The sequence below is a fragment of the Pseudomonas sp. TH39(2020) genome (genome assembly GCF_016650715.1).
GTDB lineage: Bacteria > Pseudomonadota > Gammaproteobacteria > Pseudomonadales > Pseudomonadaceae > Aquipseudomonas > Aquipseudomonas mandelii_C.
Window position 1 is genome coordinate 888,257 of sequence record NZ_JAEKFF010000007.1, and the last position, 23,808, is coordinate 912,064.

Sequence of the window (23,808 nt, forward strand, 5' to 3'; positions counted from 1 at the left end):
CTTGCTACGTTTGAAAGTGAGGGTCGTCTGAAACCTGCGGGCGCAGTTGAGCTGAGCGATGAGGTTTGTCGGGAGCCTGGGTCGTTCACCTGAATGCAATGCGGTTGAGCATTAATGGCACGCAGGTCCGGTTCCTTGCGACTGGCAAAACTACATTGGCGGCGCAATAACTGACAAGCTCCTTCTACCGGCAGTCGCCAATGCTTGGCCCACAAGGGCCTTGGCACTAGACTGGCGGCCTTTTCACCACCTGATGTTGATGCTTGAGCCATGGCCGCCAAAGTCGAACCGTTCTGGATACGCAAAACCCTCGATCAACTCGATCAAGAGGAATGGGAATCGCTGTGCGACGGCTGTGGCCTGTGCTGCCTGCAAAAGCTCGAAGATGAAGACGACAACAGCGTCTATTACACGCGTATCGCCTGCAAACTGCTGGACCTGAATACCTGTCAGTGCACCGATTACCCGAACCGCCGCGATTTCGTCCCCGACTGCATCCAGCTCACACCGGGCAAGGCTGACGAATTCAAATGGCTGCCACCGACCTGCGGCTATCGACTGGTCAGCGAAGGCAAGGACCTGCCGCTCTGGCACCATCTGGTGTGCGGTGATCGCGATGCGGTGCACCACGAACGTATTTCCCAGTCCGGGCGCATGCTCGCCGAAGGCAGCGTGGCCGAAGACGATTGGGAAGACCATCTGATTTTCCGGGCGGGTTAAACGCCAGGCGTATTAACGTTTCACGAAGGAGTGTGTATGGCTGTGGGATTGCGGCTGGCGTTGACCTTTGGGCTTTTGGCTCTGAGCTCGTCCGTATGGGCGGCGAAGAAGGTTGATCTGGATTACCACGTGCGCCTGTTGCCGCAAAGCGATCAGGCCGAAGTGCGGCTGACCCTGGCCCAAGGTTCGGCAGTACGCAGCCTGGATTTTGACCTGGGCGACGGTAGCCAATACAGCGACTTCAAGGCCGATGGCCAATGGCAGCTCACGCCGGGCAAGCAAGCCCGTGGCGTCTGGCGTCCGGCCGCCGACAAGGCCAGCCTGACCTACCGCGTACGCATCAGTCATGGGCGCAAGAGCGGCAGCTTCGATACGCGCATGACGCCAACGTGGGCGCTGATGCGCGGCGACGATCTGGTACCGGCGGCCAAACTCGATCAGCAGGACGGCATTGAGCTGGTTTCACGCCTTGAATTCGAATTGCCGACCGGCTGGAAAAGCGTTGAAACCGCCTGGCCGCGAATCGGCAAGAACAAATTTCGGGTCGATAACGTTTCGCGCTTGTTCGACCGGCCCACGGGCTGGATGCTCGCCGGCCACCTCGGCAGCCGCCGCACGCTGTTGGGGGAAACCGAGGTCACCGTCGCCTCGCCTCAGGGCCAGGGCATGCGCCGCATGGATGTGCTGACGCTGCTGACTTTTGTCTGGCCGCAAGTGCAGGCGGTGTATCCCCGTCATCCCGTCAAACTGCTGATCGTCGGCGCCAACGACCCGATGTGGCGTGGCAGTCTGGGCGCGCACGAATCGATCTATCTGAACACGCGTCTGCCGCTGGTCAGCGAAAGCGGTACCAGTGCGCTGGTGCGGGAATTGGCCCAGGTGTTCGGGCGGATCAACGATCAGCAGCGCAGTGACTGGATCAGCGAAGGATTTGCCGAGTATTACGCCATCGAACTGGTGCGCCGCGCTGGCGGCATGAGTGATGAGCGGTATGAAAGTTTGCAGAAGAAGTTGGCCAAGGACAGCCAGAAGGTCAGCACATTGCGCGGTGAGCAGGTCAGTCCGGCGCAGGTCTCGAAAGCGGTCGTGTTATTGCAGGAACTGGATCGCGAGATTCGCCTGAAGACCCGCAACAAGCGTTCGCTGGATGATGTGTTGCTGGGGGCGATGCATTTGGAGAGTGTGGATACCAAGGAATTTGTTCAGCTCAGTGAAAGCGTTATTGGCGAGTCTTCCAAGGTCCTCGATACCGAGTTACTGCAGTAGCACCGCCTTCGCGAGCAGGCTCGCTCCCACAGGTGACCGCATTCCAATGTGGGAGCGACGGTGCGACGATTCGACCTGCTCGCGAAGGGGCCCTAAGCCTCAATGAAAATCTCCGGTTAAACCCCGGTTTTCGGCGACTTCAACGAATCATTGCCAGTCACGGTAGCGGTATTGGTCGCCGCTTCGGCATTCGCCTTCAACCGGTTCAACTCTTCACCCGCCCGCTGAATCTTCGCCCGCACGTTGTTCATGTCCTGACGGCTTTTCTCCAGCAGGCTTTTCGCCGAACTGTGCCCGGTAATACCACGCGCCAGGGCCACACCGCCGATCGCCACTTGAATCAACCCGAACACACCACCGCGACGCAGGCCCTTGCCGAGCATCACCACGCCGCCGGCCAGGGAACCGATGCGCTCCCAACCCTGCACGTTCTGCTCCGTGTGAGTCTGGAACGGGGTGGATTCGATGCGTTCTACGCGTTTGAGTTCGCTCATGATCTGTCTCCTGGCTGGAATGGCTTTCAAGAATAGATAATTAAGCTGACTGCCGAGGCGGGCGGCTTGTTCCATCGGATGTGCGCTGAATCAGCGGAATTTCGCCCCGGAGCGGGTGTTGAGCCCCTTGGACATGCGGTCATAGAGCACGACGTTGACAGTGGCCGCCAGGTTCATGCAGCCGGTAGTCGGGATGTAGACCACGTCTTCGCACCAGTCGCGAATCTCTTTATCCAGCGAGCCGTCTTCCGGGCCGAAGATGTACAGCGCGCGGTCCGGATGGGTGTATTCCGGCAGTGAACGAGCGCCGTCCACCAGTTCCACCGCGACCGGAACGCAGCCCAGCGGCAGGATTTTTTTCAGGTCGTCGATGCCGATCAGCGGAATGTCGTAGTGGACGCGCTTGGTGTCGGTGACGAAGTCGGCGGCACGTTCATAACGCTTGCCAGTGTAGAACACGGACGCCACGCCATAACAACCAGCGGCGCGCATCACCGAACCGACGTTCTCCGGTGATTTGGGGTTATACAAACCAATGCAGCTGTACCGTTTGTCTGCCACGAGCGGGTGCCTTCGGGGAAAAAAGCGCGATTATACGGGGATTGGAGGAGGGGTGTTCGGTTTGGAGATTGGTGGTGTCTGGTCAGCCGCCTTCGCGAGCAGGCTCGCTCCCACAATGGATCCTGAGTGTTCACAAATGTTGTGTTCACAGAAGATCCCCTGTGGGAGCGAGCCTGCTCGCGAAGGGGCCGGTCGAGGCGCTGAAGATATTACTCGTCTTTCTTCATCAGGCCGGCCAACGCGGCAAACGGGTTATGCGTCGCCTTGGCGATTTTCGGCGAGCTCAGCGAGCCTTCACCGAAATACTGTTGATCGGTGTACCGCGAGTGTTCGTTGTCGTGGCAATACAGGCACAACAATTCCCAGTTCGAGCCGTCCTGAGGGTTGTTGTCGTGGTTGTGGTCGCGGTGGTGCACGGTCAGTTCGCTCAAGCGCTTGCCGGAAAACTCACGGGCGCAGCGACCGCACACGTGCGGGTACATTTTCAGGGCTTTGTCGCGGTAACCCATTTCCTTGTCGCGCTGATTGTCGGCAAGGATGCGGTCCAGTTTCGACGTGTTGGTCGGAGGCGTTGACGAACTCATGGTTCACCTTTGTAAAAGACTAATGACGGTATTAAACGCAGTTTAGCTCAGCCCTTGAGCTTCTCGGCAATCCAGATGGTGTGGCGGGTGCCTTTGTTGCCGTGGGCGAAGACCTGGACTTCCTCGGCCTTGAAGCCGGCTTTCTTCAGTTTGTCGGAAAACTGTCGGTCAGCGCTCGCGGACCAGACGGCCAGCACACCTTTGGGCCGCAGGGCCTTGGCGCAGGCGCTCAGGCCGCCAGCGGAGTAGAGCCAGCTGTTGGCCTTCTGGGTCAGGCCTTCGGGGCCGTTATCGACGTCGAGCATGATCGAGTCAAAACCTTGCGGCTCGGCTTGCAGGACTTTGGCCACGTCTTCCATGCGAATGACCGTGCGCGGGTCCAGCAGCGGGTTCCCGGCTTTCTCACCCAGCGGTCCACGGTTCCACTCCACCACGCCCGGCACCAGTTCGGCGACCACCACTTCAGCGGTCTTGCCCAGATGCTTGAGGGCCGAGGCGAGGGTAAAGCCCATGCCCAGGCCGCCGATCAGCACGCGCGAATTCGGCCGACCGGCCACTTTACGGCACGGGATCTCCGCCAGAGCGTCTTCCGAGCCGTGCATGCGGGTGTTCATCAATTGCCCGCCGTCGCCGCCCTGGATCTTGATGACGAAATCCTCGCCGTATTCGAACAGGCACAAGGCACCGCCATTTTCAGGAATTGGAGTGGTGTCGAGCAGAACGAAACGTTTCATGGGGCTCACTTGAGGAGAAATTGGCATAAGAGGGGGAAGGCAAACACGCGCAGTTGGGAGTAGCCTGCAAAACGACAACAAGGCCAACGGAGCCATTGATGAAGCGCACCATTCTAACGGTCATTGCCTTGGCCGCGCTCTCGATAACTGCAGTGCAGGCCCTGCAGTTGCAAACCATTCCGACCAGCCCTGCGCCGCAGCCCGGTTCGCCCGGCACCGCGACACCGACACCGTACCCGCAAATCACCCCGACCAGCGCACCCAGGGTCGGGCCCGGCAGTGGCGGTCCGCCGTTGGTGCCCATTGAAATGCCTAGCCCGCCCACCAAGGACCAGCCACTGCCGGTGCCGGGGCAAAACCCGTCGAAAGTCAAATCGCCCGGCGGTTAAACCGGCTGCGAGAGCAGTTGCCCATCGGCCATGCGCAAGCGTTTGGAGAGGGAGACGGCGAGGGCACGGATGATTTTGGCGGCGATTTTCGGCGCATCGTTGAGCATCTTTTCCAGCGAATCCTTGCCCAGGTTGAGCAACTGGCAATTGCTCGCGGCCACGCAACTGGCCGAGCGGCGTTCGCCGTCGAGTACGGCCATTTCGCCGAACGCCCGACCGCTGCGTAACGTTGCCATGGTCACCAGGTGCCCTTCGCTGTTGGTTTTCTGCACCGCCACCTGGCCGGTGTGGATGATGCACATGAAGCTGCCGGCATCCCCCTCATGGAAAATCTCTTCGCCCTGAGCAATGGTGCTGATGCTGAAGTAGCCCGAGGCCGCGGCGAAGTCCGCCGGCAGCAGTTGATCGAACAGGCCACAGTCCATCAGCCAGTCGCGAATTTCGTTGTTCAGTAAGGTCGGTTCTGACATGTCGTCACGGTCTTTTTCTTGTGTCTGTTGCTGTTCCGGTCTAGTGAGAATTTCGCGATTCTCTGTAGCAGCTGCCGAAGGCTGCGTTCGGCTGCGAAGCAGTCGTTAATCCGGCTTTCTCGGTTTATCTGACGAACCGCGTTGGCCGATTTTACGACTGCTTCGCAGCCGAACGCAGGCTTCGCCAGCTGCTACAGGGAGCAGCGTCAGCCCGGTGTTCGGTGTTCGGTGTTAAGACCGACACGCCGGGCCAAGTTCCTCAGGCGATGCCCAAAACCTTGAAAACAAATGCGTATTCGAGTGCTACGTCACGTAATCCCTGATAACGACCGCTCATCCCGCCGTGCCCGGCACCCAATTCGGTTTTGAGCAGCAGGGGATTTGCGTCGGTTTTGGTCGCGCGTAATTTCGCCACCCACTTGGCTGCTTCCCAGTACTGCACGCGACTGTCGTTGTAGCCAGCGATCACCAGGGTCGCCGGATAGGCTTGCGCGGTGACGTTTTCGTACGGGGCGTAGGCCTTGATCCGCTCATAGACGTCCGGTTCTTCAGGATTGCCCCACTCGTCGTATTCGGTGACGGTCAACGGCAGATCCGGGTCGAGCATGGTGTTCAGCACGTCGACGAACGGCACTTCGGCAATCGCCGCGCCGAACAGCTCTGGCCGCTGATTGAGCACCGCGCCGATCAGCAGACCGCCGGCGCTGCCGCCGCTGATCGCCAGTTGCTGTGAAGTTGTGAAACCATTGGCGATCAGGTGTTCGGTGCAGGCGATAAAGTCGCTGAAGGTGTTGTGCTTGTGTTCCTGCTTACCGGCGCGATACCAGGCTTCGCCCAGTTCGCCGCCGCCACGCACGTGAGCGATGGCGAACGCCACGCCACGATCCAGCAGACTCAGGCGGGCGTGGGAGAACCACGGGTCGAGGCTTTCACCGTAGGCGCCATAGCCGTATAGATAAAGTGGTGTTGGCTTGCCGAGTGCTTCGCGTTTGACGACGAGGCTGATCGGCACTTTCGTACCGTCTGGTGCCGTCGCCCACAGGCGCTGACTGACGTAGGCATCGGCGTCGAACGGGCCGAGCACCGGGGTTTCCTTGAGGACTTTCTGCTCGCCGCTGCCCAGCTCTAGCTGACGGATTTGCGCCGGACGGTTCAAGGCTTCGTAGCGCAGACGGATCTTGTCGCTGACGAACTCCAGACTGTTCTGCACATGAAGGCTGTAGGCCGCATCCGGTAATTGCACACGGTAGCTCGGCAGGTCTTGCGGATGAACTTCGATGATCGGCAAGCCACCCTCACGCAAGCTCAGGGTCATGGCACCGGCATTCAGGCTCATGCCTTCGATCATCACCGTGTCGCTGTGCGGGATCAGGTTCTGCCAGTCGGCCTCGGTCGGCGCCACGCCGGTGTCTACGGCGTGGTACAGCGCAAAGTTGATGCCGTCGCGATTGGTGCGAATGAACCAGGTCCATTGACCGTCGAGCGCGCCGTGGTCGACGTCGTACTCGTGGTCTTCAGCCCTTGGTGCGATGCAGGTAAAAGCCTGCTGCGGCTGGAACGCGTCAAGCACCCAGACTTCGCTGGTGGTTTTGCTGCCCAGGGACAGCAGTAATTGCTGCTCGGAACTGGAGCGGTAGCAATGCATGAAGAATCGACCGTCCGGCTCATGGAACACTTCTTCGGCCGCCGTACCGTCCAGCCGATAGCGGAACAGCTTGTGCGGGCGATGGGTGTCATCCAGTTCGCCGAAGAACAGCGTCAGGCTGTCATTGGCCCAGGTCATGCTGCCGTCGCAATCCTGGAATTCCAGTTCGCTGACACGGCCGTTGGACAATTCCTTGACGAACAGCGTGAAAATCTCCTCGCCCGTGGCGTCGATGCTGTAGGCCAGACGCTGGTGGTCCGGGCTGATACTGAAGGCGCCCAGGGAAAAGAAGCCGCCGTTGGCCAGTTCATTCGGGTCCAGTAGCAGCTGTTCCTGGCTTTCGTCGAGCTGCAGGCTGTCATCGGCAGGGCGCGGGCAGCGGTAGTGACGGGCATATTCATCACCGGCCGTGGTGCGCGTGTAATACAAGTACGGACCCCAAGGGGAGGGCAAGGACAGGTCGGTTTCGAGAATCCGGGCCTTGATCTCTTCGAACAGGGTTTCACGCAACCCGGCCTGGTCGGCGGTTTGCGCCTCTTGGTAGCGGTTTTCCGCTTTCAGGTAGTCGAGCACCGCGTCGGTGTCGCGCTCCTGCAGCCAGGCATACGGGTCGTCGCCTTCGGCCTTGTGGGCAATGGGAGCGTCGGAAACGTTGACGGATAGGGGCATGAAGGACTCTCGAACAATGTACGGAATAGAGGGCTTCGCAACCTGTGGGAGCGAGCCTGCTCGCGAAGGGGCCAGCACATTCAACATCAATGTTGACTGATCCACCGCTTTCGCGAGCAGGCTCGCTCCCACATGGATTGTGCTTGGGGCAAGCCTGACGTGCGAAAAGTCGTTACTATAAGCGCCTCTTTGCCTGCCTTGCCATGGACACCATGACCGAGAACGACTATCTGATCGCTTGGGGCCTCTACGCCATCGCCGCTTTGGGCTGCCTGTTGGTGTGGATGCGTATCACCCGCTGGATGTGGCGTTGGCTGCGTGAGCCGTTACGGCTATTGGTTGCTGTGTTGCTGTTCAGCCCGACCATCATTGATCCGGTGAAGGAAAAGGTTGCCCCGGCCATAGCCATTACTGCCCTCGATCTATTGTTCAAGGTCGGCAACAACGCCTGGCGGGCGATTTCCGACCTGTTCATGTACGGCATGATCGCCTTCGGCATTTACCTGGTATTTGTGGCGATCCGTTTCCCTATCGAACGTGCGTCCAACGCTCGCAAGGAACAGGCTGCCGCTGCCAAGGCTGCGGCCCGGGCCGATGACCCTGAAGACGATCATCCATTCGGCGGTGCGGGCGATGATCGTTACGGTCGTCCACCGGTGCCGAGCAACCCTCAGCGATCGCGGGTCGAGCCGCGTCTGTAACCTTGCCCCTGCCTTTGAGCGAGAATCCGAGCATGTGTGAGTTATTGGGCATGAGCGCCAATGTGCCGACCGATATCGTGTTCAGCTTCACCGGGCTGATGCAGCGCGGCGGCCGTACCGGTCCGCACCGTGACGGCTGGGGCATCGCTTTTTACGAGGGCCGTGGCCTGCGCCTGTTTCAGGACCCGGCGGCGAGCTGTGAGTCCGAAGTCGCGAATCTGGTGCAACGCTATCCGATCAAGAGCGAAGTGGTGATCGGGCACATCCGCCAAGCCAACGTCGGCAAGGTCTGCCTGTCCAATACCCATCCGTTTGTGCGTGAGCTGTGGGGCCGTAACTGGTGTTTCGCCCACAACGGCCAACTCGCGGAGTTTCAACCGATCAAGAGTTTTTACCGCCCCGTTGGCGATACCGACAGCGAGGCGGCGTTCTGCGATTTGCTCAACCGCGTGCGCGCAGCGTTCCCGGAACCGGTAGAGGTCGAAGAACTGCTGCCAGACCTGGTGGCCGCCTGCGCCGAATACCGCAGCAAAGGCGTGTTCAACTGCCTGCTCAGCGATGGCGACTGGTTGTTCTGCTATTGCTCGACCAAACTGGCGCAAATCACCCGTCGCGCGCCATTCGGCCCGGCGCGTTTGAAGGACGTCGATGTGATCGTCGACTTCCAGGCTGAAACCACGCCCAACGACGTGGTCACCGTGATCGCCACCGAACCCTTGACCGAAAACGAAACCTGGACCCGCTACGAACCGGGCCAATGGAGCCTCTGGCGACGCGGTGAATGCGTCAGCCAGGGCAAGACCGAATAAGGATTTCCCCTCATGTTGCTCAGTTATCTACGGCTGGTGTTGTTCGCGGCGGGCCTGTTGATCGGTGTCCAGGTGCCGGGGTTCATCAGCGATTATGCCAAACGGGTCGAAGCGCATCTGATTGAGGCGCAGACCGGCCTGAGCGGTTTTCAGGGCACGGCGAATCAGTTCTTCAAGGGTGACATGCAGGCGTTGGTGGCCCATTACCGCGCCAGCGAAGACCCTATCTTTCGCAGCGATGCCGACAGCCTGAGCACCTTGCTGACCCGTCAACTGGCCCTCGATAAGCAGTTCCAGGCCATGCAGGGCCCGTGGTACATCCGCTTCCTGCAAGTGGCATTGGCCGCCGATCCGGATATTCGCAAGGAAACCTGGAATGGCTACAGCTACCAGATCCTGCTGACGCCGGAAGCGATGATCTGGGGCATGAGCGGGGCGTTGCTGTTGTCGTTCGGCATTGAATGCCTGTTCCGTCTGATCGACTGGGTGGTGCTGGGCGGCAAACGCCTGCGCCAGAGCCGGCCGATCGAAGATCGGGATGTGCGCGGCCTGTAATGAGCGCCACCGACCTGTAGCAGCAGGCTTCGCCAGCTGCTACAAAGTTAGCGTGCGAGGACGATGTAACCCTCACCCACCTTGCGCGCATACCCGTCCAGCACCTGCTGACACAACGCCACGATTTCTTCGACCCACTCCACGCCAACCCGCCACGACACCACCACCTGCAAATTCGGTGGCCGTTGGTCGATGGCCAGCAAGGTCAACTCCCCCCGCGCGAGTTCCTCGGCGACCAGCACCGGTGGCAGCGCGCCAATACCGAAACCGTCCCGCAGCAACCGGGTGATCGCCGATACCGAGTTCACGCAGTTCAACCGTGGCGTCATGATGCCGTTGGCCTGCATCAGGGCAAGAATCTCCTGGTGCGGATGAGAGTTTTTCGAATAGGTAATGATCCGTTCCCGCGCCAGGTCGGCAATGCCTGAATACTCGCGGTTGTAGATCGAGTTAGTCGCCACAATCCAGCCCATCGGGTGACTGGCCAGCTCAAGGCTGCGCACGCTTTCCTGACGCAGCAGGTCGGTTTGCAGGATCAGATCGAGAAAGCCTTTTTGCAACTGATCGCAGAGGTTGAGTGCGGTATCGGCCACTAACTCGATTTCCACCAGCGGATAGTGATCCATCATTTGCGCCACCAACGGGCTCAACCAGGTATGGATGACCGTGTCCATCACGCCGATGCGAACCCGTCCGACCTTGCTCGAGCGGGTTTCGATCGACTGCTTGAGGGCTTGCATGGTGTCCATCATTTGCTCGGCGTACTCGAGCACCTTCAAGCCTTCGGGCGTCAGGCTCACGCCACGTGAATCGCGCAGGAACAGCTTCACCCCGAGCTCGCCTTCGAGCACGGCAATGCGACTGGAAATCGATGCCTGGGTGGTGAAGAGCTTGTCGGCCGTCAGGCGAAAACTCTTGAGTCGGGCGACCCAGACAAAGGTCTCGAGAAACTTCAGGTTCATAAGGACAAGTTTTTCTTATGTCTAGAGCGGGTTTTTATTAGTTGGACGTAACAGCGCCGGCAGCCCAAAAATCAGGTCATCCGGTTCCCACGATAGGCGTCGTCGGGGCTCAGAACAATACCAATAAAAATTAGCGCGGAGATTTGCCATGAGTGCGCCCGACACGCTCGACATCCCAAAAGCCACGGTTCGCCCGGGACCTTTCGACTGGTACCACAACATCAACAAGCAGGAACGCCGCACCTTCTGGAGCTGCAAGATCGGCTATGGCCTGGACGGCATGGACACGCAGATGCTCAGCTTCGTGGTGCCGACCCTGATTGCGATGTGGGGCATCACCACCGGCGAGGCCGGGCTGATTCACACCAGCACCCTGATCGCCTCGGCCATCGGCGGTTGGGTGGCGGGGATTCTCTCCGACCGCATCGGTCGCGTACGCACCTTGCAACTCACCGTGCTGTGGTTCGCCTTCTTCACCTTCCTCTGCGGCTTCGCCCAGAACTACGAGCAACTGCTGATCAGCCGCACCCTGATGGGCTTCGGTTTCGGCGGCGAATGGACCGCTGGCGCGGTGCTGATGGGTGAAGTGATTCGCGCCAAGGACCGCGGTAAAGCGGTGGGCATGGTGCAATCCGGCTGGGCATTGGGTTGGGGACTGACGGCGATCTTGTATGCGCTGCTGTTCTCGGTGCTGCCACCGGAAGACGCCTGGCGCGCACTGTTCATCCTTGGCATCGTGCCGGCGATCTTTGTGATCTTCGTCCGCCGACTGGTCAAGGACCCGGAAATCTATCGCGAAGCCAAGGCTAAGCAAGAGCCCAGCAACCCGGCAAAATTCTACGAGATATTCGCCCCCGGCATCCTGTTCACTACGATTCGTGCGTCGGTGCTGACCACCGGTGCTCTGGGCGGCTACTACGCGATCACCTCCTGGTTGCCGACCTTTCTGAAGAACGAACGCGGTTTGAGCGTACTCGGTACGGGCGGGTATCTGGCGATGGTGATCGTCGGTTCCTACATCGGCTATGTCATCAGCGCGTATTTGACTGACATCCTCGGGCGTAAAAAGAACTTCATTCTGTTCGCGGTCGGCTCGTTCACCATTGTTCTGCTCTACACCCAATTGCCGGTCAGCAATGGCGTGATGCTCTGGCTGGGCTTTCCTTTGGGCTTCTTCGCTTCGGGGATTTTCAGTGGCATGGGCGCGTTTTTGACCGAGCTGTTTCCGACGCGGATTCGCGGTTCGGGTCAGGGCTTTTGCTACAACATCGGCCGGGCGCTGGCGGCGTTGTTCCCGCTGTTGATCGGCGTGATGAGCCAGAAGGTGCCATTGAGCGTGGGAATCGGTGCTTTTGCGGCTGTGTCCTACGGGGTAGTGATCCTTGCGGCGCTGAGCTTGCCGGAAACCCGTGGCAAGCAACTCGAAGCCGAGTAACTGATAATCTGCGGGCAAATGCCTACAGCTAAAAGAATAAAACCTACAGGAGTGTTCACCGTGAACCGCCTGCTATTGAACTGCGACATCGGCGAGAGTTTCGGCAACTGGACCATGGGTCTGGACGCCGAGGTCATGCCCTTCATCGATTGTGCCAACATCGCCTGCGGCTTTCATGCCGGCGACCCGAGCATCATGCGCAAGACCGTCAGCCTGGCCTTGAGCAATGGCGTGCAGATCGGCGCACATCCGGCGTATCAGGATCTGGTCGGCTTCGGCCGCCGTTCCATGGCCTACACCGCCCAGGAACTTCAGGACATTGTGCATTACCAGATCGGCGCTCTCGACGGCATTTGCCGGGCTCAGGGCGGGCGGGTGAGTTACGTCAAGCCACACGGTGCGATGTACAACGACATGATGGCCAACCCGGCGCAATTGCGCGCGGTGCTTCAGGCCGTGGCGTCCTATGATCGTGAGTTACCGCTGATGTTGATGGCCACTCGCGACAACAGCGCAGCTCAGCAATTGGGCGATGAATACGGCGTGACCCTGTGGTTTGAAGCTTTCGCCGATCGTGCTTACGACAGCGCGGGAATGCTGGTCTCGCGGCAACTGCCGGGCGCAGTGCATCACGATCCCGAAACAATCATCGAGCAGGCGCTGACCATTGCCCGCGGCGGCAACCTCACGGCCAGCGATGGCAGTGCCTTGCATTTGCAGGCCAATACCCTTTGCGTACACGGCGACAATGCCAGTTCGGTAGCCGCCGTGCGGCGTATTCGCGTAGCACTTGATCAGCAGAGCGCGCCATGAACCTGCGGGTAGAAGTGGTGGCGCTGGATTGCTTGATGGTCCGTCTGTTTGATGAGATCAGCGAGGCCAACATGCCGTGGATGCTCGCCGCCAGTGAAAGCCTGCGTGCTGCATTCGCCGGGCATCTGATCGATCTGGTGCCGTCTTATACGACATTGATGGTGCATTACGATCTGACCGCGTTGAGTCCGGCTCAGGCTCGGGAGCTGATCGCTGAGGCCTTGATCGATCTGTCGCCCAACGCCTGCACCCGCGGCAAATGTCATGTGTTGCCGGTCTGGTATGACTTGAGCGTTGGCCCGGAGTTGAGCCTGTTGTCCCAGCGCAGCGGATTGGCCGTGGATGAAGTGATCCGCCGCCACAGCGAGCGCGAATATCAGGTGTTCGCCTTGGGTTTCGCACCGGGTTTCGCCTTCATGGGGCTGGTGGAAGAAGCGCTGGCGGCGCCGCGTCTGAACACTCCGCGTAAAAAGGTAGCCGCCGGCAGTGTCGGCATCGCCGAACGCCAAACGGCCGCTTACCCGGTGGTGTCCCCCGGTGGCTGGAATCTGATCGGCCGCACCCCGGCCAAATTGTTCGACCGCGAACGCGACGGCTACAGCCTGATGCAACCGGGCGATACAGTGCGCTTCGAAGCCGTCAGCCATGCCGAATTCATCAATCTGGGCGGTGATGACACGCCGTTGGAGGCGCAGGCATGAGCCGTCTATCAATAGAAGCGAGTACACCGCTGTGCCTGTTGCAGGATGCTGGCCGTTTTGGCGTGCGGCATCTGGGCGTGACCCAGGGTGGGGCGGCGGATTGGCGATCGATGTCGTGGGCTAATTGGTTGCTGGGCAATGGCCTGGATGCACCGGTGATTGAAATCACCCTTGGCGGGTTCACCGTCGTTGCCGAAGAGGATTGCGTGCTGGCGTTGGCCGGGGCGGATCTGGGGGCGCAGGTGGATGGCGAGGCGCTGGCACCGTGGCGCAGTTTCAGGCTGAACAAAGGTCAGCAATTGCAATTCACTCAACCGCTGCTTGGGGCCCGGGCTTATTTGGCAGCCCCGGGCGGATTTGATGCGCCAAAGGTGTTGGGCAGTAGCGCAACGGTGGTCCGTGAGGAACTCGGCGGGCTGGATGGCATGGGCCGGCCGTTGGTCAAAGACGCGCAGCTGAGCTATTCGGGGAGCTCGCTGCTGTTGCTGCGGGCGTTGGCGCCCGAACAGGTGCCGGATTTCAAACTCAACGCGCCACTGGACCTGGTGCTCGGTGCCCAGATTGGCGAGTTCAGTGGACAGAGTTCGTTTGACGCGTTCAACAGCGTCTGGACCCTCGACAGCCGTGCCGACCGGATGGGCATCCGCTTGCTGGGAACGGCGTTGCAGTATCAGGGTAAAGCGATGATTTCCGAAGGCATCCCGCTGGGTGCGGTTCAGGTGCCGCCGGACGGGCAGCCAATTGTGTTGCTCAATGATCGGCAGACCATTGGTGGCTATCCGCGATTGGGCGCCTTGACGCCGTTGGCGCTGGCGCGATTGGCGCAGTGTCTGCCGGGGGCGCGGGTACGGTTGAAACCGGTGGTGCAGGATGTCGCGCATCGGGAGCAAGTCGAGTATTTGCGGCGATTCCTGAATAGCTAAAAGCTTCGTCGGAACGCCGCCCGGAGCAAGCCCGCTCCCACATTGGATTTTGGTCGTACACAAGTAATGTGTCCGCTGGAGATCAACTGTGGGAGCGAGCCTGCTCGCGATAGCGTCAGACCAGCCAACAGAGATTATTTGGAAAGAAACCGCATCCCTTCCTCCAACCCTCGCAACGTCAGCGGGTACATCTGGTCGTTAATCAAGTCCCGCACAATGTTGGTCGACGACGTATAGCCCCACGTATCTTTCGGATACGGGTTGATCCAGATGACCTTCTTGTACTTCTCCATGAACCGCTGCATCCACACATAACCCGCTTCTTCGTTCCAATGCTCGACGCTGCCGCCGGCCTGGGTGATTTCGTACGGCGCCATGGCGGCGTCACCGATGAAGATCACTTTGTAGTCGGCACCGTATTTGTGAAGCAGGTCCTGGGTCGAGGTGCGCTCGGACGTGCGGCGCATATTGTTCTTCCACACCGATTCATAAACGAAGTTATGGAAGTAGAAGTACTCCAGGTGCTTGAACTCGGTCTTGCAGGCCGAGAACAGCTCTTCGCAGATCTTCACGTGGGCGTCCATCGAGCCGCCGATGTCGAACAGCAGCAACAACTTGACGGTGTTGCGCCGCTCCGGACGCATCTGGATGTTCAGCAGCCCGGCATCGCGCGCGGTGTGGTCGATGGTGCCATCGATGTCCAACTCTTCCGCCGCACCCTGGCGCGCGAATTTGCGCAGCCGTCGCAGGGCGACCTTGATGTTGCGCGTGCCCAGCTCCACCGAATCGTCGAGGTTCTTGTACTCGCGCTGATCCCAGACCTTGACCGCTTTGCCCTGGCGCTTGCCGGCATCGCCGACCCGAATGCCTTCCGGGTTGAAGCCGCCGGAGCCGAACGGGCTGGTGCCGCCGGTGCCGATCCACTTGTTACCGCCGGCATGGCGTTCTTTCTGTTCTTCGAGGCGTTTCTTGAACTCTTCGATCAGCTTGTCCAGGCCGCCGAGGGACTGGATCGCGGCCCGCTCTTCGTCGGTCAGCGAACGCTCGAATTCCTTGCGCAACCAGTCCTCCGGGATCAAGGCCTGAAGGTGATCGTCGAGTTTTTCCAGGCCATTGAAGTAAGCACCGAAGGCCCGGTCGAATTTGTCGAAATGCTTTTCGTCCTTCACCAGAATCGCCCGGGACAAGTAATAAAACTCGTCCATGTCGGCGAAGGTCACGCGTTGTTTCAGCGCGTTGATCAGGTCCAGCAGCTCCCGTACCGAGACCGGCACCTTGGCTGCGCGCATTTCATTGAACAGGTTAAGCAGCATGACTATCGCCCTCTATCTTGTTAAACAGAGGGATCAGCGAGTGCCGCGACGGCTCATGAACGCCAGACGTTCAAGCAATTGCACGTCCTGTTCGTTCTTCACCAAAGCGCCTGCCAGCGGCGGAATGGCCTTGGTCGGATCGCGCTCGCGCAGTACCGCTTCGCCGATGTTGTCGGCCATCAGCAGCTTCAGCCAGTCCACCAGTTCGGAGGTCGATGGCTTCTTTTTCAAGCCCGGCACCTTGCGCACGTCGAAGAACACGTCCAGCGCTTCGCTGACCAGGTCTTTCTTGATGTTCGGGTAGTGCACGTCGACGATTTTCTGCAGCGTGACGCGGTCGGGGAACGCGATGTAGTGGAAGAAGCAACGGCGCAGGAAGGCGTCCGGCAGCTCTTTCTCGTTGTTGGAGGTAATGATGATGATCGGGCGTTTCTTGGCCTTGATGGTCTCGTCGATCTCGTAAACGTAGAACTCCATCTTGTCGAGTTCTTGCAGCAAGTCGTTCGGGAACTCGATGTCGGCCTTGTCAATTTCGTCGATCAGCAGGATCACCCGCTCTTCGGATTCAAACGCTTCCCAGAGCTTGCCCTTTTTCAGGTAGTTGCGAACGTCGTGAACCTTTTCCGTTCCCAGTTGCGAGTCGCGCAGACGGCTGACCGCGTCGTACTCGTACAGGCCCTGATGCGCCTTGGTGGTGGACTTGATGTGCCAGGTGATCAATTTGGCGCCGAAGGACTCGGCCAGTTGCTCGGCGAGCATGGTTTTACCGGTGCCCGGCTCGCCCTTGACCAGCAGCGGGCGCTCCAGAGTGATGGCGGCGTTGACCGCCAGCTTCAGGTCATCGGTGGCGACGTAGGCCGGGGTGCCTTCGAACTTCATCTGCTAATCCTCGAACGGTAATGCCGACCTGAACGAGGCAGGGCGGGGCGCAATAATTGTGGTACCCGACTATAACGCGGTGCCCGGTCGACTGTGAACGCAGACGGCTTATTCAGTCTCTGAATGGGGCGTCACATCTTGACTCAGTCTCGGCCGCTAGCCAGTCTTGAGCTATCGCCATTTTGGCGATAGCTTGCCCCTCAGGTGCAATTGCTGGAGGATTGGAAACGATGTTACCCATGAAACGACCACGGCTGTCGTCCGTGCAGGCGTTGCCGGATCACCGCCTTATGCTGACCTTTATCGACGGTCAGCAACTGAACCTCGATTTGAGTCGGGACCTGCGTGCCTATCCAGGATTGCAGCCATTGCTGGAGGCTGGCGCTTTCGAAGGGGCCACCCTGGGCGACGATGGCTGGAGTGTCGAGTGGCCCGAACTGGACATCCAGATCGGCGCAGACACCCTTTATCTGGATGCTCTCGCACAAAATGCGTTGGACGAAAACACCCGGATCTTCATCGACTGGCGCGCTCGCACCGGGCTGCCGCTCAATCAGGCGGCCGAAGCGTTGGGGGTCAGTGCCCGCAGCATTACGCGTTACAGCAGTGGTCGTGAAGTCGTACCGCGATCGCTGGCACTGGCCTGCCTGGGCTGGGACTTCTTGCAGCTGCAATCGAACCCGGCACGGGCGGCCGAAGAAACCGGTCGTTACACCGTCATACGTAAGTATTAACCAGCGTCCGGCTTGGGTCGTTCGTATTGGGCATTGAACGCCTGGATGAAACCGTTGCGTAAAATCTGCAAAAAAGCCTCGAATGCGCTGATATCTCGGCGATGCACATTGCCGCTCAGTTCCACGCGAGTCGCAAACTGGTTCTTGCCCTGGTTTTTCAGCACCGTTTCGGAGCCGCCGACGATGGCCTCCCAAATGGAGCGGAAAATCCCTTTGTCCTTGTTCTCGACGTCCTGCTGCCAATTGAACACGTCGACGTCTTTCAGCAGTGGTTTGATGTAACCCGTTAATTGAGCTTTTTTAGCCTGCGCTTCAATGACCACATCACCGTGACCTGCATTGAAGTCGAACTTGCCATAGGCTGAGGCAAAATCGTTCATGCGTTTGAGCTCGATGTCTTTGGCCCGCAGGCGGAACTCGAAATCTTCAAAGTTGCTGAAAGGGTCGAAGGTGGCGGTGGTTTCCAGTGGTGCGTGTCCGAGTAGCAGCGCCTTGCCGTCGAAGCGAGCGTCGCGTTTGCCTTTGATGTCGACCACGTTGGTCAGGTTGTAAATGCTGGCATTGACCTGAGTGGCGTTCATGTTCACGGGGGGCTTGGAGTTGAAGTTGCGGAAACTGATCTTGCCATCGTTGATCCGCACTTCGTTCAAGGTAATGGGTGCCAGTTTGCTCAACTGCGCACGCCAGTCGGTGCCCTGACCAGTCTGGGAGTTTTGCTTGTTGGCGCCGCCGTCGACGAAGTTCACCTCGGGTTTGAAGAACTGCACCTCGGCCACGACGGCGTGGTCGTACAAGAGCGAGTGCCAGCTGACGGAAAGGTCGATCAGCGGCGCGTTGACGAAAGGCACCGGAACCTTGCCCTCGACCTTGACGATTTTCAGCCCGTTGATTTTGTACGCACCGCGCCACAGGGCCAGGTCCACATCGGTGATCTGGCCACGGTAATCGCCCATGTCCGCCAGCCTGTCATTCAGGTAGTCGCGCACCACGTAGGGCAGGGCGATGTGCAGGGCAATCAGCAGCACAACGAGGCCGGCGAGGGTCCACAGGGGCCAACTGTATCTGCGTTTCATGGTGGCAAATCTCTGGCGTTGTACAACGATTGACTGCTGCGGTTACGGGACGTTCGACTGACTGGACGATCAAGGGCAACAGGCATACCTTGGAGAGCTTATTTAACGCTGTATAAGGACCCAGCCATGAGCCGTATCTACGCTGACAACGCCCATTCCATCGGCAATACACCGCTGGTGCAGATCAACCGTATCGCCCCGCGCGGCGTGACCATCCTGGCCAAGATCGAAGGGCGTAACCCCGGTTACTCGGTCAAGTGCCGGATCGGTGCAAGCATGATCTGGGACGCCGAAAGCACCGGCAAACTCAAGCCTGGCATGACCATCGTCGAACCGACCTCAGGCAATACCGGTATCGGCCTGGCGTTCGTCGCTGCGGCTCGCGGTTACAAGCTGATGCTGACCATGCCGGCGTCCATGAGTATCGAGCGACGCAAAGTGCTCAAGGCACTGGGGGCCGAACTGGTACTGACCGAACCGGCCAAGGGCATGAAAGGAGCAATCGAGAAGGCTGCTGAAATTGTCGCCAGCGACCCGGCTGCCTACTTCATGCCGTCGCAGTTTGAAAACCCGGCCAACCCGGCCATCCACGAAAAAACGACCGGTCCGGAAATCTGGAACGACACCGACGGTGCCGTCGACGTACTGGTGGCAGGGGTCGGAACGGGTGGAACCATTACGGGGGTTTCGCGGTATATCAAGAATACCCAGGGCAAACCGATTATTTCGGTGGCGGTGGAGCCCGCGGTGTCGCCGGTCATCACCCAGGCAATGGCCGGTGAAGAAATCAAGCCGAGCCCTCACAAGATCCAGGGTATTGGTGCCGGTTTTGTGCCGAAAAATCTTGATCTGTCGATGGTCGATCGGGTTGAGTTGGTCAGCGATGAAGAATCCAAGGCCATGGCCCGGCGCCTGATGCAGGAAGAAGGGATTTTGAGTGGCATTTCCTGCGGCGCCGCCATGGCGGTGGCCGTCCGCCTGGCGGAAACCCCGGAAATGCAGGGCAAGACCATCGTGGTGATCCTGCCGGACTCCGGTGAACGCTACCTGTCGAGCATGCTGTTCAGTGATCTGTTTACCGAGCAGGAGAATCAGCAATAGGCGTTGCGATTTTTTGATCCAGTGGGAGGGGTTGATTCAGGTCAGCCCCCGTTCAGGAACCTTATGTTAAGAAGTGCTTTATTGCGCAATCCTTAACACTGAATGTTGGGATACACGGGTGTTTCCCGAGGCCGGTAATGTTTATCATGGCCGGCTGCCACGTCGGGTAAATGGCGTTGCGCAGAGTTGTCTACTATCAAGGAGTTGTTGATGACCTTTTCCCTTGCCGCGAAAGCGTCGCTGTTGCTGCTGTTCCTCGGCAGCACTCTCTATGTGCATTTGCGCGGCAAGGCACGATTGCCGGTCCTGCGTCAGTTCGTCAACCATTCAGCTTTGTTCGCGCCCTATAACGCCTTGATGTACCTGTTCTCCAGTGTGCCGTCCAAACCCTATCTGGACCGCAGCAAGTTCCCGGAACTGGACGTGCTCAAGGACAACTGGGAAGTCATCCGCGACGAAGCGATGCATTTGTTCGACGAGGGTTACATCCGCGCCGCCGAAAGGAACAACGACGCCGGTTTCGGATCGTTCTTCAAAAAAGGCTGGAAGCGCTTTTACCTCAAGTGGTACGACAAACCACTGCCATCGGCTGAAGCCCTGTGCCCGAAAACCGTGGCACTGGTCAGCAGCATTCCCAACGTCAAAGGCGCCATGTTCGCGTTGCTGCCAGGCGGCAGCCACCTCAACCCGCACCGTGATCCATTCGCTGGTTCCCTGCGTTATCACTTGGGGCTGTCGACACCGAACTCCGACGATTGCCGGATTTTCGTCGATGGTCAGGTCTACGCCTGGCGTGATGGCGATGACGTGATGTTCGACGAAACCTACGTGCATTGGGTCAAGAACGAAACGGACAAGACTCGGGTCATCCTGTTCTGCGACATCGAACGACCGCTGAGCAACCGCCTGATGACCCGCATCAACCGCTGGGTCAGTGGCCTGCTCGGTCGCGCGACTGCGCCGCAGAACCTTGATGACGAACGTGTTGGCGGAATTAACCAGGCTTACGCCTGGAGCAAGAACTCCAGCGACAGGTTCAGCGGTGTGGTCAAGCGGTGGAAGCGTCGTAATCCCAAGGCGTACCGCGTGCTGCGGCCGGTGTTGGCGGTGGTGGTGCTGACGTTGTTGGGGTATTGGTTGTTTGGCTGATACCGATTCCTGAATGAAAAAAACGCTCCTTGGGAGCGTTTTTTTTATGCCCCTGTTCGCCACGGGGATTGGTGTAAGACTCTTGCTTATGGGTTCTTCAGCCAAGTCATTGCAATCCATGTGACCAGCTGGTTATAGTCGGCGCTCGGTGACTCCTAACCCACCGTCCTCCTCATCAAAAAAGATCAGCCCAATGCCTGCTTCCCCCATCAACGCGGTAGTCGATTCAGCGGTCAACGCTGGCGTCGTGCCGTGCGGGAATCAGCAGCCTGCGCAGATCAGTCATTACCCCCCACCTGTCAGTAGCACGCCGGTGTGCGCAGTCGTATCACCGCCAGGCGTTGGCTTTTCGGGCTGATCAGCTTTTTTCTGCTGCTCCCGCGCCCGTCTGAAAAAGCGCCCGCTTAAAAAAACTACTGAATTTCAGCTTCGGCTGAGTTGGCTTTTTGCCTGACTACAGGTGGTATTCATGTTTGTCCTTTCGAAAAACACCGCGCTCGCGGCGGCGTCCACGAGCCTGTTCGTTCTGCTGTGGAGCAGCGGGGCGATCTTCTCCAAATGGGGCTTGGCTCACGCCTCACCCTTTGCCTTTCTACTGTTTCGCTTTGCCATCGCGCTATTCGGTCTGGTGCTGCTGGTGCCGTTGCTCAAGCTGAAGCTGCCCAAGGGCGGCAAGCCGATGTTGTATGCGATGGCCACGGGTGTGGTGTTGCTGGGGGCTTATCAGATTTTCTATCTGCTGGCCCTGGACCTGAAAGTCACCCCGGGAGTGATGGCGACGATCATGGGCGTGCAGCCGATTCTCACGGTGGTGATCATGGAGCGTCAGCGATCAACCAGCAGAATGTTCGGTCTGGCACTGGGTTTGGCCGGCTTGATCATGGTGGTTTACCAAGGCATCGGTCTGGCCGGTATGTCGTTGGCCGGGATGTTCTTCGGTTTGCTGGCGCTGGCGAGCATGACGTTCGGCTCGATCATGCAGAAGCGCATCACCGACAATCCACTCGGCACGCTGCCAGTGCAGTACCTGGCCGGGCTGTTGCTCTGCGGGATCTTCGTACCGTTCCAGCCCTTTCATTTCGAACACGGCACCGGTTTTATCGTACCGGTGTTGTGGATGGGATTGGTGGTGTCGGTGCTGGCGACGTTGTTGCTGTATCGCTTGATCGCCCGGGGCAACCTGGTCAATGTCACCAGTCTGTTTTACCTGGTGCCGGCGGTGACGGCGGTGATGGACTACCTGATTTTCGGCAACCGGCTGGCGGCATTGAGCATGCTCGGCATGTTGCTGATCATCGTTGGTCTGGTGTTCGTATTCCGTAAAAACGCTTGAAGCAAAACAAGGCCTGGGGCATGAGCTCCAGGCCTTTTTTATTTGGCCAGCGCATGCTCGGCCCGCACCGAATTCATGAACGCCTGCATCGCCGACGATTGAATACGATGACGCCGAGTGATCAGCCCAAACGGCGGTAACCGCGCTTCGAATTTGATCGGCAAAACCGCCAGCAAATCACGCCCAGGATAATCCTCCACCACCGACACCGGCGTGACGCCGAGCATGTCAGTCTGCTGCACCAACGAGAGCAAGGTCATGATCGAGGTGGTTTCAACGATGCTGCTGGGGATGTCGACCCGCGCGTTGTGGAACACCTGATTGATGATTGCGCGCATCGGGCTTGGATGCTGTTGCAGCACCCAGGTCATGTTTTGCAATTCCGCCCAGCTCAGCTGCGTCTCCTTCGCCAGTGGGCCACCCAAGCGGCCCCGCGCAGCAAACGCGGGTACGGATCGCTTTGATTTTCATGAATACAGCGTTTGGCGATGGCGCGGCTGGCCGATGTCGAGCATCAACCCGGTGTTCCTGTTGCCCGAAGCGCTTGCGGTGCGTGGTGAGCAGATCGCTGCACAATTGGCCGGTTCGGTGACGCTGGGCTGTGGCCAGTTCTGCACCAATCCAGGCTTGGTCATTGGCCTAAGTTTGCGGTGATCGAACCACCGCTTTCGCGAGCAGGCTCGCTCCCACATTTAATCCAAGTGTTCACAAATATTGTGTTCACAGGAGATCCACTGTGGGAGCGAGCCTGCTCGCGAAGGCGTCATCAGCAACACCACACATCTACTTGGCAGCCACCCCAACAGCCTTCACCAACGAAGGCTTCAACACCAACCACAACGCCGCCGCAATCAACACCCCGCCATAGATGTGCGCCATCGACAACGGCTCATCCAGCAACAACGCCCCCCACAACACCCCGAACGGCGGGATCAGAAAGGTCGTGGTCATCGACTTCACCGGCCCGACCGAGCTGAGCAACCGGAAGTAAATAATGTACGCAAGCGCCGTACACACCAGCCCCAACCCCAGCAGCGACAACCAGACACTCCAGCCGCCCCAGCTTTCCGGTGGCTGGCTAATCACGCTGTAACCGAACAGCGGCAATAGAAACAAGGTTGCGCCGAGCATGCTGCCCACCGCCGACAGTCGACTGTCGAGACCACCTGCCTGATCAAGCCAGCGGCGCGCGAGGAATCCGGCGAAACCGTAGCAGGTCGTGGCGAGCAGGCAGGCGAGGGCGCCCATCAGCAGTTCCATGTCGAACGCCACCGGACCGGCACGGGTCAGGATGCCCACGCCAAACAGCCCGAGGAACACGCCGCCAAGCTTGGCGGCGGTGAGCTTTTCATGGAAGAACAGACCGCCAATCAGCACGCCCATCAGTGGCGTGGTGGCGTTGAAAATCGCCGAATAACCGGCCGGCAACACTTGCGCAGCCACCGAATAGAGGGTCGCCGGAATCCCGGAGTTGATCACGCCGAGCAGCATCACGGTTTTGAGTTTGCCTTTGAAATCCCAGCTGATGCGCATCAGCCCGAGAATCACCAACAGGCCGGTCGCGGCAATCGATACGCGGAAAAAAGCAGTGGGGATTGTGCCAATCACCGGGGCGATGATGCGCATGAACAGAAAGCTCGCGCCCCAAATGGCGGCAAGCGATAACAAACGCAGAGTATCGACGGGGTTCACAGCACTTTCCTTCCTTGATTGGCACGCAAGTGTCGCGCCAGCCAGGACGCAAGGCAATGGTTGCGTTGCGTAACAAAGGGCCACTAAGCTCAGGCCCCACGAT

Annotated in this window: 25 protein-coding genes and 2 pseudogenes; 15 read left to right on the top strand and 12 right to left on the bottom strand. The window is 59.1% G+C overall.

The genetic code is table 11. From position 1 onward, the window contains the following. The first annotated feature begins 270 nt into the window (after positions 1 to 270). Both JFU47_RS24535 and JFU47_RS24540 read left to right on the top strand, forming a co-directional pair. On the top strand, positions 271 to 720 hold the full coding sequence (locus tag JFU47_RS24535) for a YcgN family cysteine cluster protein (protein ID WP_201186248.1): 450 nt from the start codon (positions 271 to 273) through the stop codon (positions 718 to 720). Positions 721 to 756: 36 nt separating this feature from the next. Then, positions 757 to 1,986, top strand: a complete 1,230-nt coding sequence (locus JFU47_RS24540; RefSeq protein ID WP_201186250.1) for a hypothetical protein — start codon at positions 757 to 759, stop codon at positions 1,984 to 1,986. 116 nt (positions 1,987 to 2,102) lie between these two features. Here the strand turns inward: JFU47_RS24540 and JFU47_RS24545 are convergent, their stop codons facing one another. The 4 genes from JFU47_RS24545 to JFU47_RS24560 all read right to left on the bottom strand — a co-directional run bounded on the left by JFU47_RS24545 (position 2,103) and on the right by JFU47_RS24560 (position 4,359). Further along, positions 2,103 to 2,480 carry a YgaP family membrane protein gene (locus JFU47_RS24545; RefSeq protein WP_192406642.1) on the bottom strand — a complete coding sequence of 126 codons (378 nt, stop codon included), beginning with the start codon at positions 2,478 to 2,480 and terminating at the stop codon, positions 2,103 to 2,105. Positions 2,481 to 2,570: 90 nt separating this feature from the next. Beyond that, positions 2,571 to 3,041, bottom strand: coding sequence for an RNA methyltransferase (locus tag JFU47_RS24550; protein ID WP_007944014.1), 471 nt, complete (start codon positions 3,039 to 3,041; stop codon positions 2,571 to 2,573). Positions 3,042 to 3,250: 209 nt separating this feature from the next. Continuing rightward, positions 3,251 to 3,625, bottom strand: coding sequence for a YajD family HNH nuclease (locus JFU47_RS24555; RefSeq protein ID WP_056742523.1), 375 nt, complete (start codon positions 3,623 to 3,625; stop codon positions 3,251 to 3,253). A gap of 47 nt (positions 3,626 to 3,672) precedes the next feature. After that, the gene (locus tag JFU47_RS24560; RefSeq protein ID WP_201186252.1) at positions 3,673 to 4,359 is read right to left on the bottom strand and encodes a spermidine synthase; all 687 of its coding nucleotides are present in this window, start codon (positions 4,357 to 4,359) and stop codon (positions 3,673 to 3,675) included. Between the two features lie 98 nt (positions 4,360 to 4,457). Here JFU47_RS24560 and JFU47_RS24565 point away from each other — a divergent pair, with 98 nt between their 5' ends. Beyond that, on the top strand, positions 4,458 to 4,748 hold the full coding sequence (locus tag JFU47_RS24565) for a hypothetical protein (protein WP_201186255.1): 291 nt from the start codon (positions 4,458 to 4,460) through the stop codon (positions 4,746 to 4,748). Here JFU47_RS24565 and JFU47_RS24570 read toward each other — a convergent pair. Beyond that, positions 4,745 to 5,218 carry a cyclic nucleotide-binding domain-containing protein gene (locus tag JFU47_RS24570; protein WP_201186256.1) on the bottom strand — a complete coding sequence of 158 codons (474 nt, stop codon included), beginning with the start codon at positions 5,216 to 5,218 and terminating at the stop codon, positions 4,745 to 4,747. The two genes, JFU47_RS24565 and JFU47_RS24570, sit on opposite strands and share 4 nt — an antisense overlap. A gap of 259 nt (positions 5,219 to 5,477) precedes the next feature. Then, positions 5,478 to 7,532, bottom strand: coding sequence for a S9 family peptidase (locus JFU47_RS24575; RefSeq protein ID WP_201186258.1), 2,055 nt, complete (start codon positions 7,530 to 7,532; stop codon positions 5,478 to 5,480). Positions 7,533 to 7,735: 203 nt separating this feature from the next. On the opposite strand from JFU47_RS24575, the gene JFU47_RS24580 reads away from it, so the two are divergent. The 3 genes from JFU47_RS24580 to JFU47_RS24590 are packed head-to-tail and all read left to right on the top strand — an operon-like array spanning position 7,736 to position 9,597. After that, positions 7,736 to 8,233 (top strand): MFS transporter, encoded by a 498-nt coding sequence (locus tag JFU47_RS24580; RefSeq protein ID WP_201186260.1) that lies wholly within the window; start codon positions 7,736 to 7,738, stop codon positions 8,231 to 8,233. Between the two features lie 32 nt (positions 8,234 to 8,265). After that, positions 8,266 to 9,042, top strand: coding sequence for a class II glutamine amidotransferase (locus tag JFU47_RS24585; protein WP_046046095.1), 777 nt, complete (start codon positions 8,266 to 8,268; stop codon positions 9,040 to 9,042). Between the two features lie 12 nt (positions 9,043 to 9,054). After that, entirely contained in the window at positions 9,055 to 9,597 is a 543-nt protein-coding gene (locus JFU47_RS24590) for a DUF2937 family protein (RefSeq protein WP_123366761.1), read from the top strand. 47 nt (positions 9,598 to 9,644) lie between these two features. Here JFU47_RS24590 and JFU47_RS24595 read toward each other — a convergent pair whose 3' ends face one another. Then, positions 9,645 to 10,559, bottom strand: coding sequence for a LysR family transcriptional regulator (locus JFU47_RS24595; protein ID WP_201186263.1), 915 nt, complete (start codon positions 10,557 to 10,559; stop codon positions 9,645 to 9,647). A 148-nt stretch (positions 10,560 to 10,707) separates the two neighbouring features. Here JFU47_RS24595 and JFU47_RS24600 point away from each other — a divergent pair, with 148 nt between their 5' ends. Genes JFU47_RS24600 through JFU47_RS24615 form a run of 4 tightly spaced genes read left to right on the top strand, consistent with a single transcriptional unit; the run spans position 10,708 to position 14,431 of the window. Next, positions 10,708 to 11,994, top strand: a complete 1,287-nt coding sequence (locus tag JFU47_RS24600) for an MFS transporter (RefSeq protein WP_207203061.1) — start codon at positions 10,708 to 10,710, stop codon at positions 11,992 to 11,994. Between the two features lie 60 nt (positions 11,995 to 12,054). Continuing rightward, positions 12,055 to 12,807: a 5-oxoprolinase subunit PxpA gene (locus JFU47_RS24605; protein WP_201186265.1), complete on the top strand. Its 753-nt coding sequence runs from the start codon at positions 12,055 to 12,057 to the stop codon at positions 12,805 to 12,807. Then, positions 12,804 to 13,508, top strand: a complete 705-nt coding sequence (locus JFU47_RS24610; protein WP_008153155.1) for a 5-oxoprolinase subunit B family protein — start codon at positions 12,804 to 12,806, stop codon at positions 13,506 to 13,508. Before JFU47_RS24605 ends, JFU47_RS24610 begins: the two co-directional genes overlap by 4 nt. Further along, positions 13,505 to 14,431, top strand: a complete 927-nt coding sequence (locus tag JFU47_RS24615; RefSeq protein ID WP_201186267.1) for a 5-oxoprolinase subunit C family protein — start codon at positions 13,505 to 13,507, stop codon at positions 14,429 to 14,431. The genes JFU47_RS24610 and JFU47_RS24615 overlap by 4 nt, the downstream gene beginning before the upstream one ends. A 134-nt stretch (positions 14,432 to 14,565) precedes the next feature. Here the strand turns inward: JFU47_RS24615 and JFU47_RS24620 are convergent, their stop codons facing one another. Continuing rightward, positions 14,566 to 15,744, bottom strand: a complete 1,179-nt coding sequence (locus tag JFU47_RS24620; RefSeq protein WP_008153157.1) for a vWA domain-containing protein — start codon at positions 15,742 to 15,744, stop codon at positions 14,566 to 14,568. A gap of 33 nt (positions 15,745 to 15,777) precedes the next feature. Further along, positions 15,778 to 16,623 (bottom strand): AAA family ATPase, encoded by an 846-nt coding sequence (locus JFU47_RS24625; RefSeq protein WP_140677330.1) that lies wholly within the window; start codon positions 16,621 to 16,623, stop codon positions 15,778 to 15,780. Positions 16,624 to 16,853: 230 nt separating this feature from the next. On the opposite strand from JFU47_RS24625, the gene JFU47_RS24630 reads away from it, so the two are divergent. Then, entirely contained in the window at positions 16,854 to 17,357 is a 504-nt protein-coding gene (locus tag JFU47_RS24630; protein WP_201186269.1) for a DUF2442 domain-containing protein, read from the top strand. Here the strand turns inward: JFU47_RS24630 and JFU47_RS24635 are convergent. Then, positions 17,354 to 18,430 (bottom strand): DUF748 domain-containing protein, encoded by a 1,077-nt coding sequence (locus tag JFU47_RS24635; RefSeq protein WP_201186271.1) that lies wholly within the window; start codon positions 18,428 to 18,430, stop codon positions 17,354 to 17,356. The two genes, JFU47_RS24630 and JFU47_RS24635, sit on opposite strands and share 4 nt — an antisense overlap. 126 nt (positions 18,431 to 18,556) lie before the next feature. On the opposite strand from JFU47_RS24635, the gene cysK reads away from it, so the two are divergent. The 3 genes from cysK to JFU47_RS24650 all read left to right on the top strand — a co-directional run bounded on the left by cysK (position 18,557) and on the right by JFU47_RS24650 (position 22,013). Further along, the gene (gene cysK, locus JFU47_RS24640) at positions 18,557 to 19,531 is read left to right on the top strand and encodes a cysteine synthase A (RefSeq protein WP_123366754.1); all 975 of its coding nucleotides are present in this window, start codon (positions 18,557 to 18,559) and stop codon (positions 19,529 to 19,531) included. 210 nt (positions 19,532 to 19,741) lie between these two features. Continuing rightward, positions 19,742 to 20,680 carry an aspartyl/asparaginyl beta-hydroxylase domain-containing protein gene (locus tag JFU47_RS24645; RefSeq protein WP_201186279.1) on the top strand — a complete coding sequence of 313 codons (939 nt, stop codon included), beginning with the start codon at positions 19,742 to 19,744 and terminating at the stop codon, positions 20,678 to 20,680. 469 nt (positions 20,681 to 21,149) lie between these two features. Next, a complete protein-coding gene (locus JFU47_RS24650) occupies positions 21,150 to 22,013 on the top strand; it encodes a DMT family transporter (RefSeq protein ID WP_140892298.1) in 864 nt (287 codons plus the stop codon). Positions 22,014 to 22,051: 38 nt separating this feature from the next. On the opposite strand, the pseudogene JFU47_RS24655 reads toward JFU47_RS24650, so the two are convergent. Beyond that, positions 22,052 to 22,429: pseudogene (locus JFU47_RS24655) on the bottom strand (LysR substrate-binding domain-containing protein); the annotation flags it as partial. An 88-nt stretch (positions 22,430 to 22,517) separates the two neighbouring features. Here JFU47_RS24655 and JFU47_RS24660 point away from each other — a divergent pair. Then, positions 22,518 to 22,655: pseudogene (locus JFU47_RS24660) on the top strand (hypothetical protein); the annotation flags it as partial. A 141-nt stretch (positions 22,656 to 22,796) separates the two neighbouring features. Here the strand turns inward: JFU47_RS24660 and JFU47_RS24665 are convergent. Continuing rightward, a complete protein-coding gene (locus tag JFU47_RS24665) occupies positions 22,797 to 23,705 on the bottom strand; it encodes an EamA family transporter (protein ID WP_201186281.1) in 909 nt (302 codons plus the stop codon). Between the last annotated feature and the right edge of the window lie 103 nt (positions 23,706 to 23,808).

What these genes read in the sequence shown, in the direction of transcription:
- JFU47_RS24575 (WP_201186258.1), bottom strand. Translation starts at nt 7,532, where the DNA reads ATGCCCCTATCCGTCAACGTTTCCGACGCTCCCATTGCCCACAAGGCC.
- JFU47_RS24630 (WP_201186269.1), top strand. Translation starts at nt 16,854, where the DNA reads ATGTTACCCATGAAACGACCACGGCTGTCGTCCGTGCAGGCGTTGCCG.
- JFU47_RS24570 (WP_201186256.1), bottom strand. Translation starts at nt 5,218, where the DNA reads ATGTCAGAACCGACCTTACTGAACAACGAAATTCGCGACTGGCTGATG.
- JFU47_RS24545 (WP_192406642.1), bottom strand. Translation starts at nt 2,480, where the DNA reads ATGAGCGAACTCAAACGCGTAGAACGCATCGAATCCACCCCGTTCCAG.
- JFU47_RS24635 (WP_201186271.1), bottom strand. Translation starts at nt 18,430, where the DNA reads ATGAAACGCAGATACAGTTGGCCCCTGTGGACCCTCGCCGGCCTCGTT.
- JFU47_RS24540 (WP_201186250.1), top strand. Translation starts at nt 757, where the DNA reads ATGGCTGTGGGATTGCGGCTGGCGTTGACCTTTGGGCTTTTGGCTCTG.
- JFU47_RS24580 (WP_201186260.1), top strand. Translation starts at nt 7,736, where the DNA reads ATGGACACCATGACCGAGAACGACTATCTGATCGCTTGGGGCCTCTAC.
- JFU47_RS24600 (WP_207203061.1), top strand. Translation starts at nt 10,708, where the DNA reads ATGAGTGCGCCCGACACGCTCGACATCCCAAAAGCCACGGTTCGCCCG.
- JFU47_RS24610 (WP_008153155.1), top strand. Translation starts at nt 12,804, where the DNA reads ATGAACCTGCGGGTAGAAGTGGTGGCGCTGGATTGCTTGATGGTCCGT.
- JFU47_RS24535 (WP_201186248.1), top strand. Translation starts at nt 271, where the DNA reads ATGGCCGCCAAAGTCGAACCGTTCTGGATACGCAAAACCCTCGATCAA.
- JFU47_RS24560 (WP_201186252.1), bottom strand. Translation starts at nt 4,359, where the DNA reads ATGAAACGTTTCGTTCTGCTCGACACCACTCCAATTCCTGAAAATGGC.
- JFU47_RS24585 (WP_046046095.1), top strand. Translation starts at nt 8,266, where the DNA reads ATGTGTGAGTTATTGGGCATGAGCGCCAATGTGCCGACCGATATCGTG.
- JFU47_RS24555 (WP_056742523.1), bottom strand. Translation starts at nt 3,625, where the DNA reads ATGAGTTCGTCAACGCCTCCGACCAACACGTCGAAACTGGACCGCATC.
- JFU47_RS24645 (WP_201186279.1), top strand. Translation starts at nt 19,742, where the DNA reads ATGACCTTTTCCCTTGCCGCGAAAGCGTCGCTGTTGCTGCTGTTCCTC.
- JFU47_RS24590 (WP_123366761.1), top strand. Translation starts at nt 9,055, where the DNA reads ATGTTGCTCAGTTATCTACGGCTGGTGTTGTTCGCGGCGGGCCTGTTG.
- cysK (WP_123366754.1), top strand. Translation starts at nt 18,557, where the DNA reads ATGAGCCGTATCTACGCTGACAACGCCCATTCCATCGGCAATACACCG.
- JFU47_RS24650 (WP_140892298.1), top strand. Translation starts at nt 21,150, where the DNA reads ATGTTTGTCCTTTCGAAAAACACCGCGCTCGCGGCGGCGTCCACGAGC.
- JFU47_RS24615 (WP_201186267.1), top strand. Translation starts at nt 13,505, where the DNA reads ATGAGCCGTCTATCAATAGAAGCGAGTACACCGCTGTGCCTGTTGCAG.
- JFU47_RS24625 (WP_140677330.1), bottom strand. Translation starts at nt 16,623, where the DNA reads ATGAAGTTCGAAGGCACCCCGGCCTACGTCGCCACCGATGACCTGAAG.
- JFU47_RS24565 (WP_201186255.1), top strand. Translation starts at nt 4,458, where the DNA reads ATGAAGCGCACCATTCTAACGGTCATTGCCTTGGCCGCGCTCTCGATA.
- JFU47_RS24595 (WP_201186263.1), bottom strand. Translation starts at nt 10,559, where the DNA reads ATGAACCTGAAGTTTCTCGAGACCTTTGTCTGGGTCGCCCGACTCAAG.
- JFU47_RS24620 (WP_008153157.1), bottom strand. Translation starts at nt 15,744, where the DNA reads ATGCTGCTTAACCTGTTCAATGAAATGCGCGCAGCCAAGGTGCCGGTC.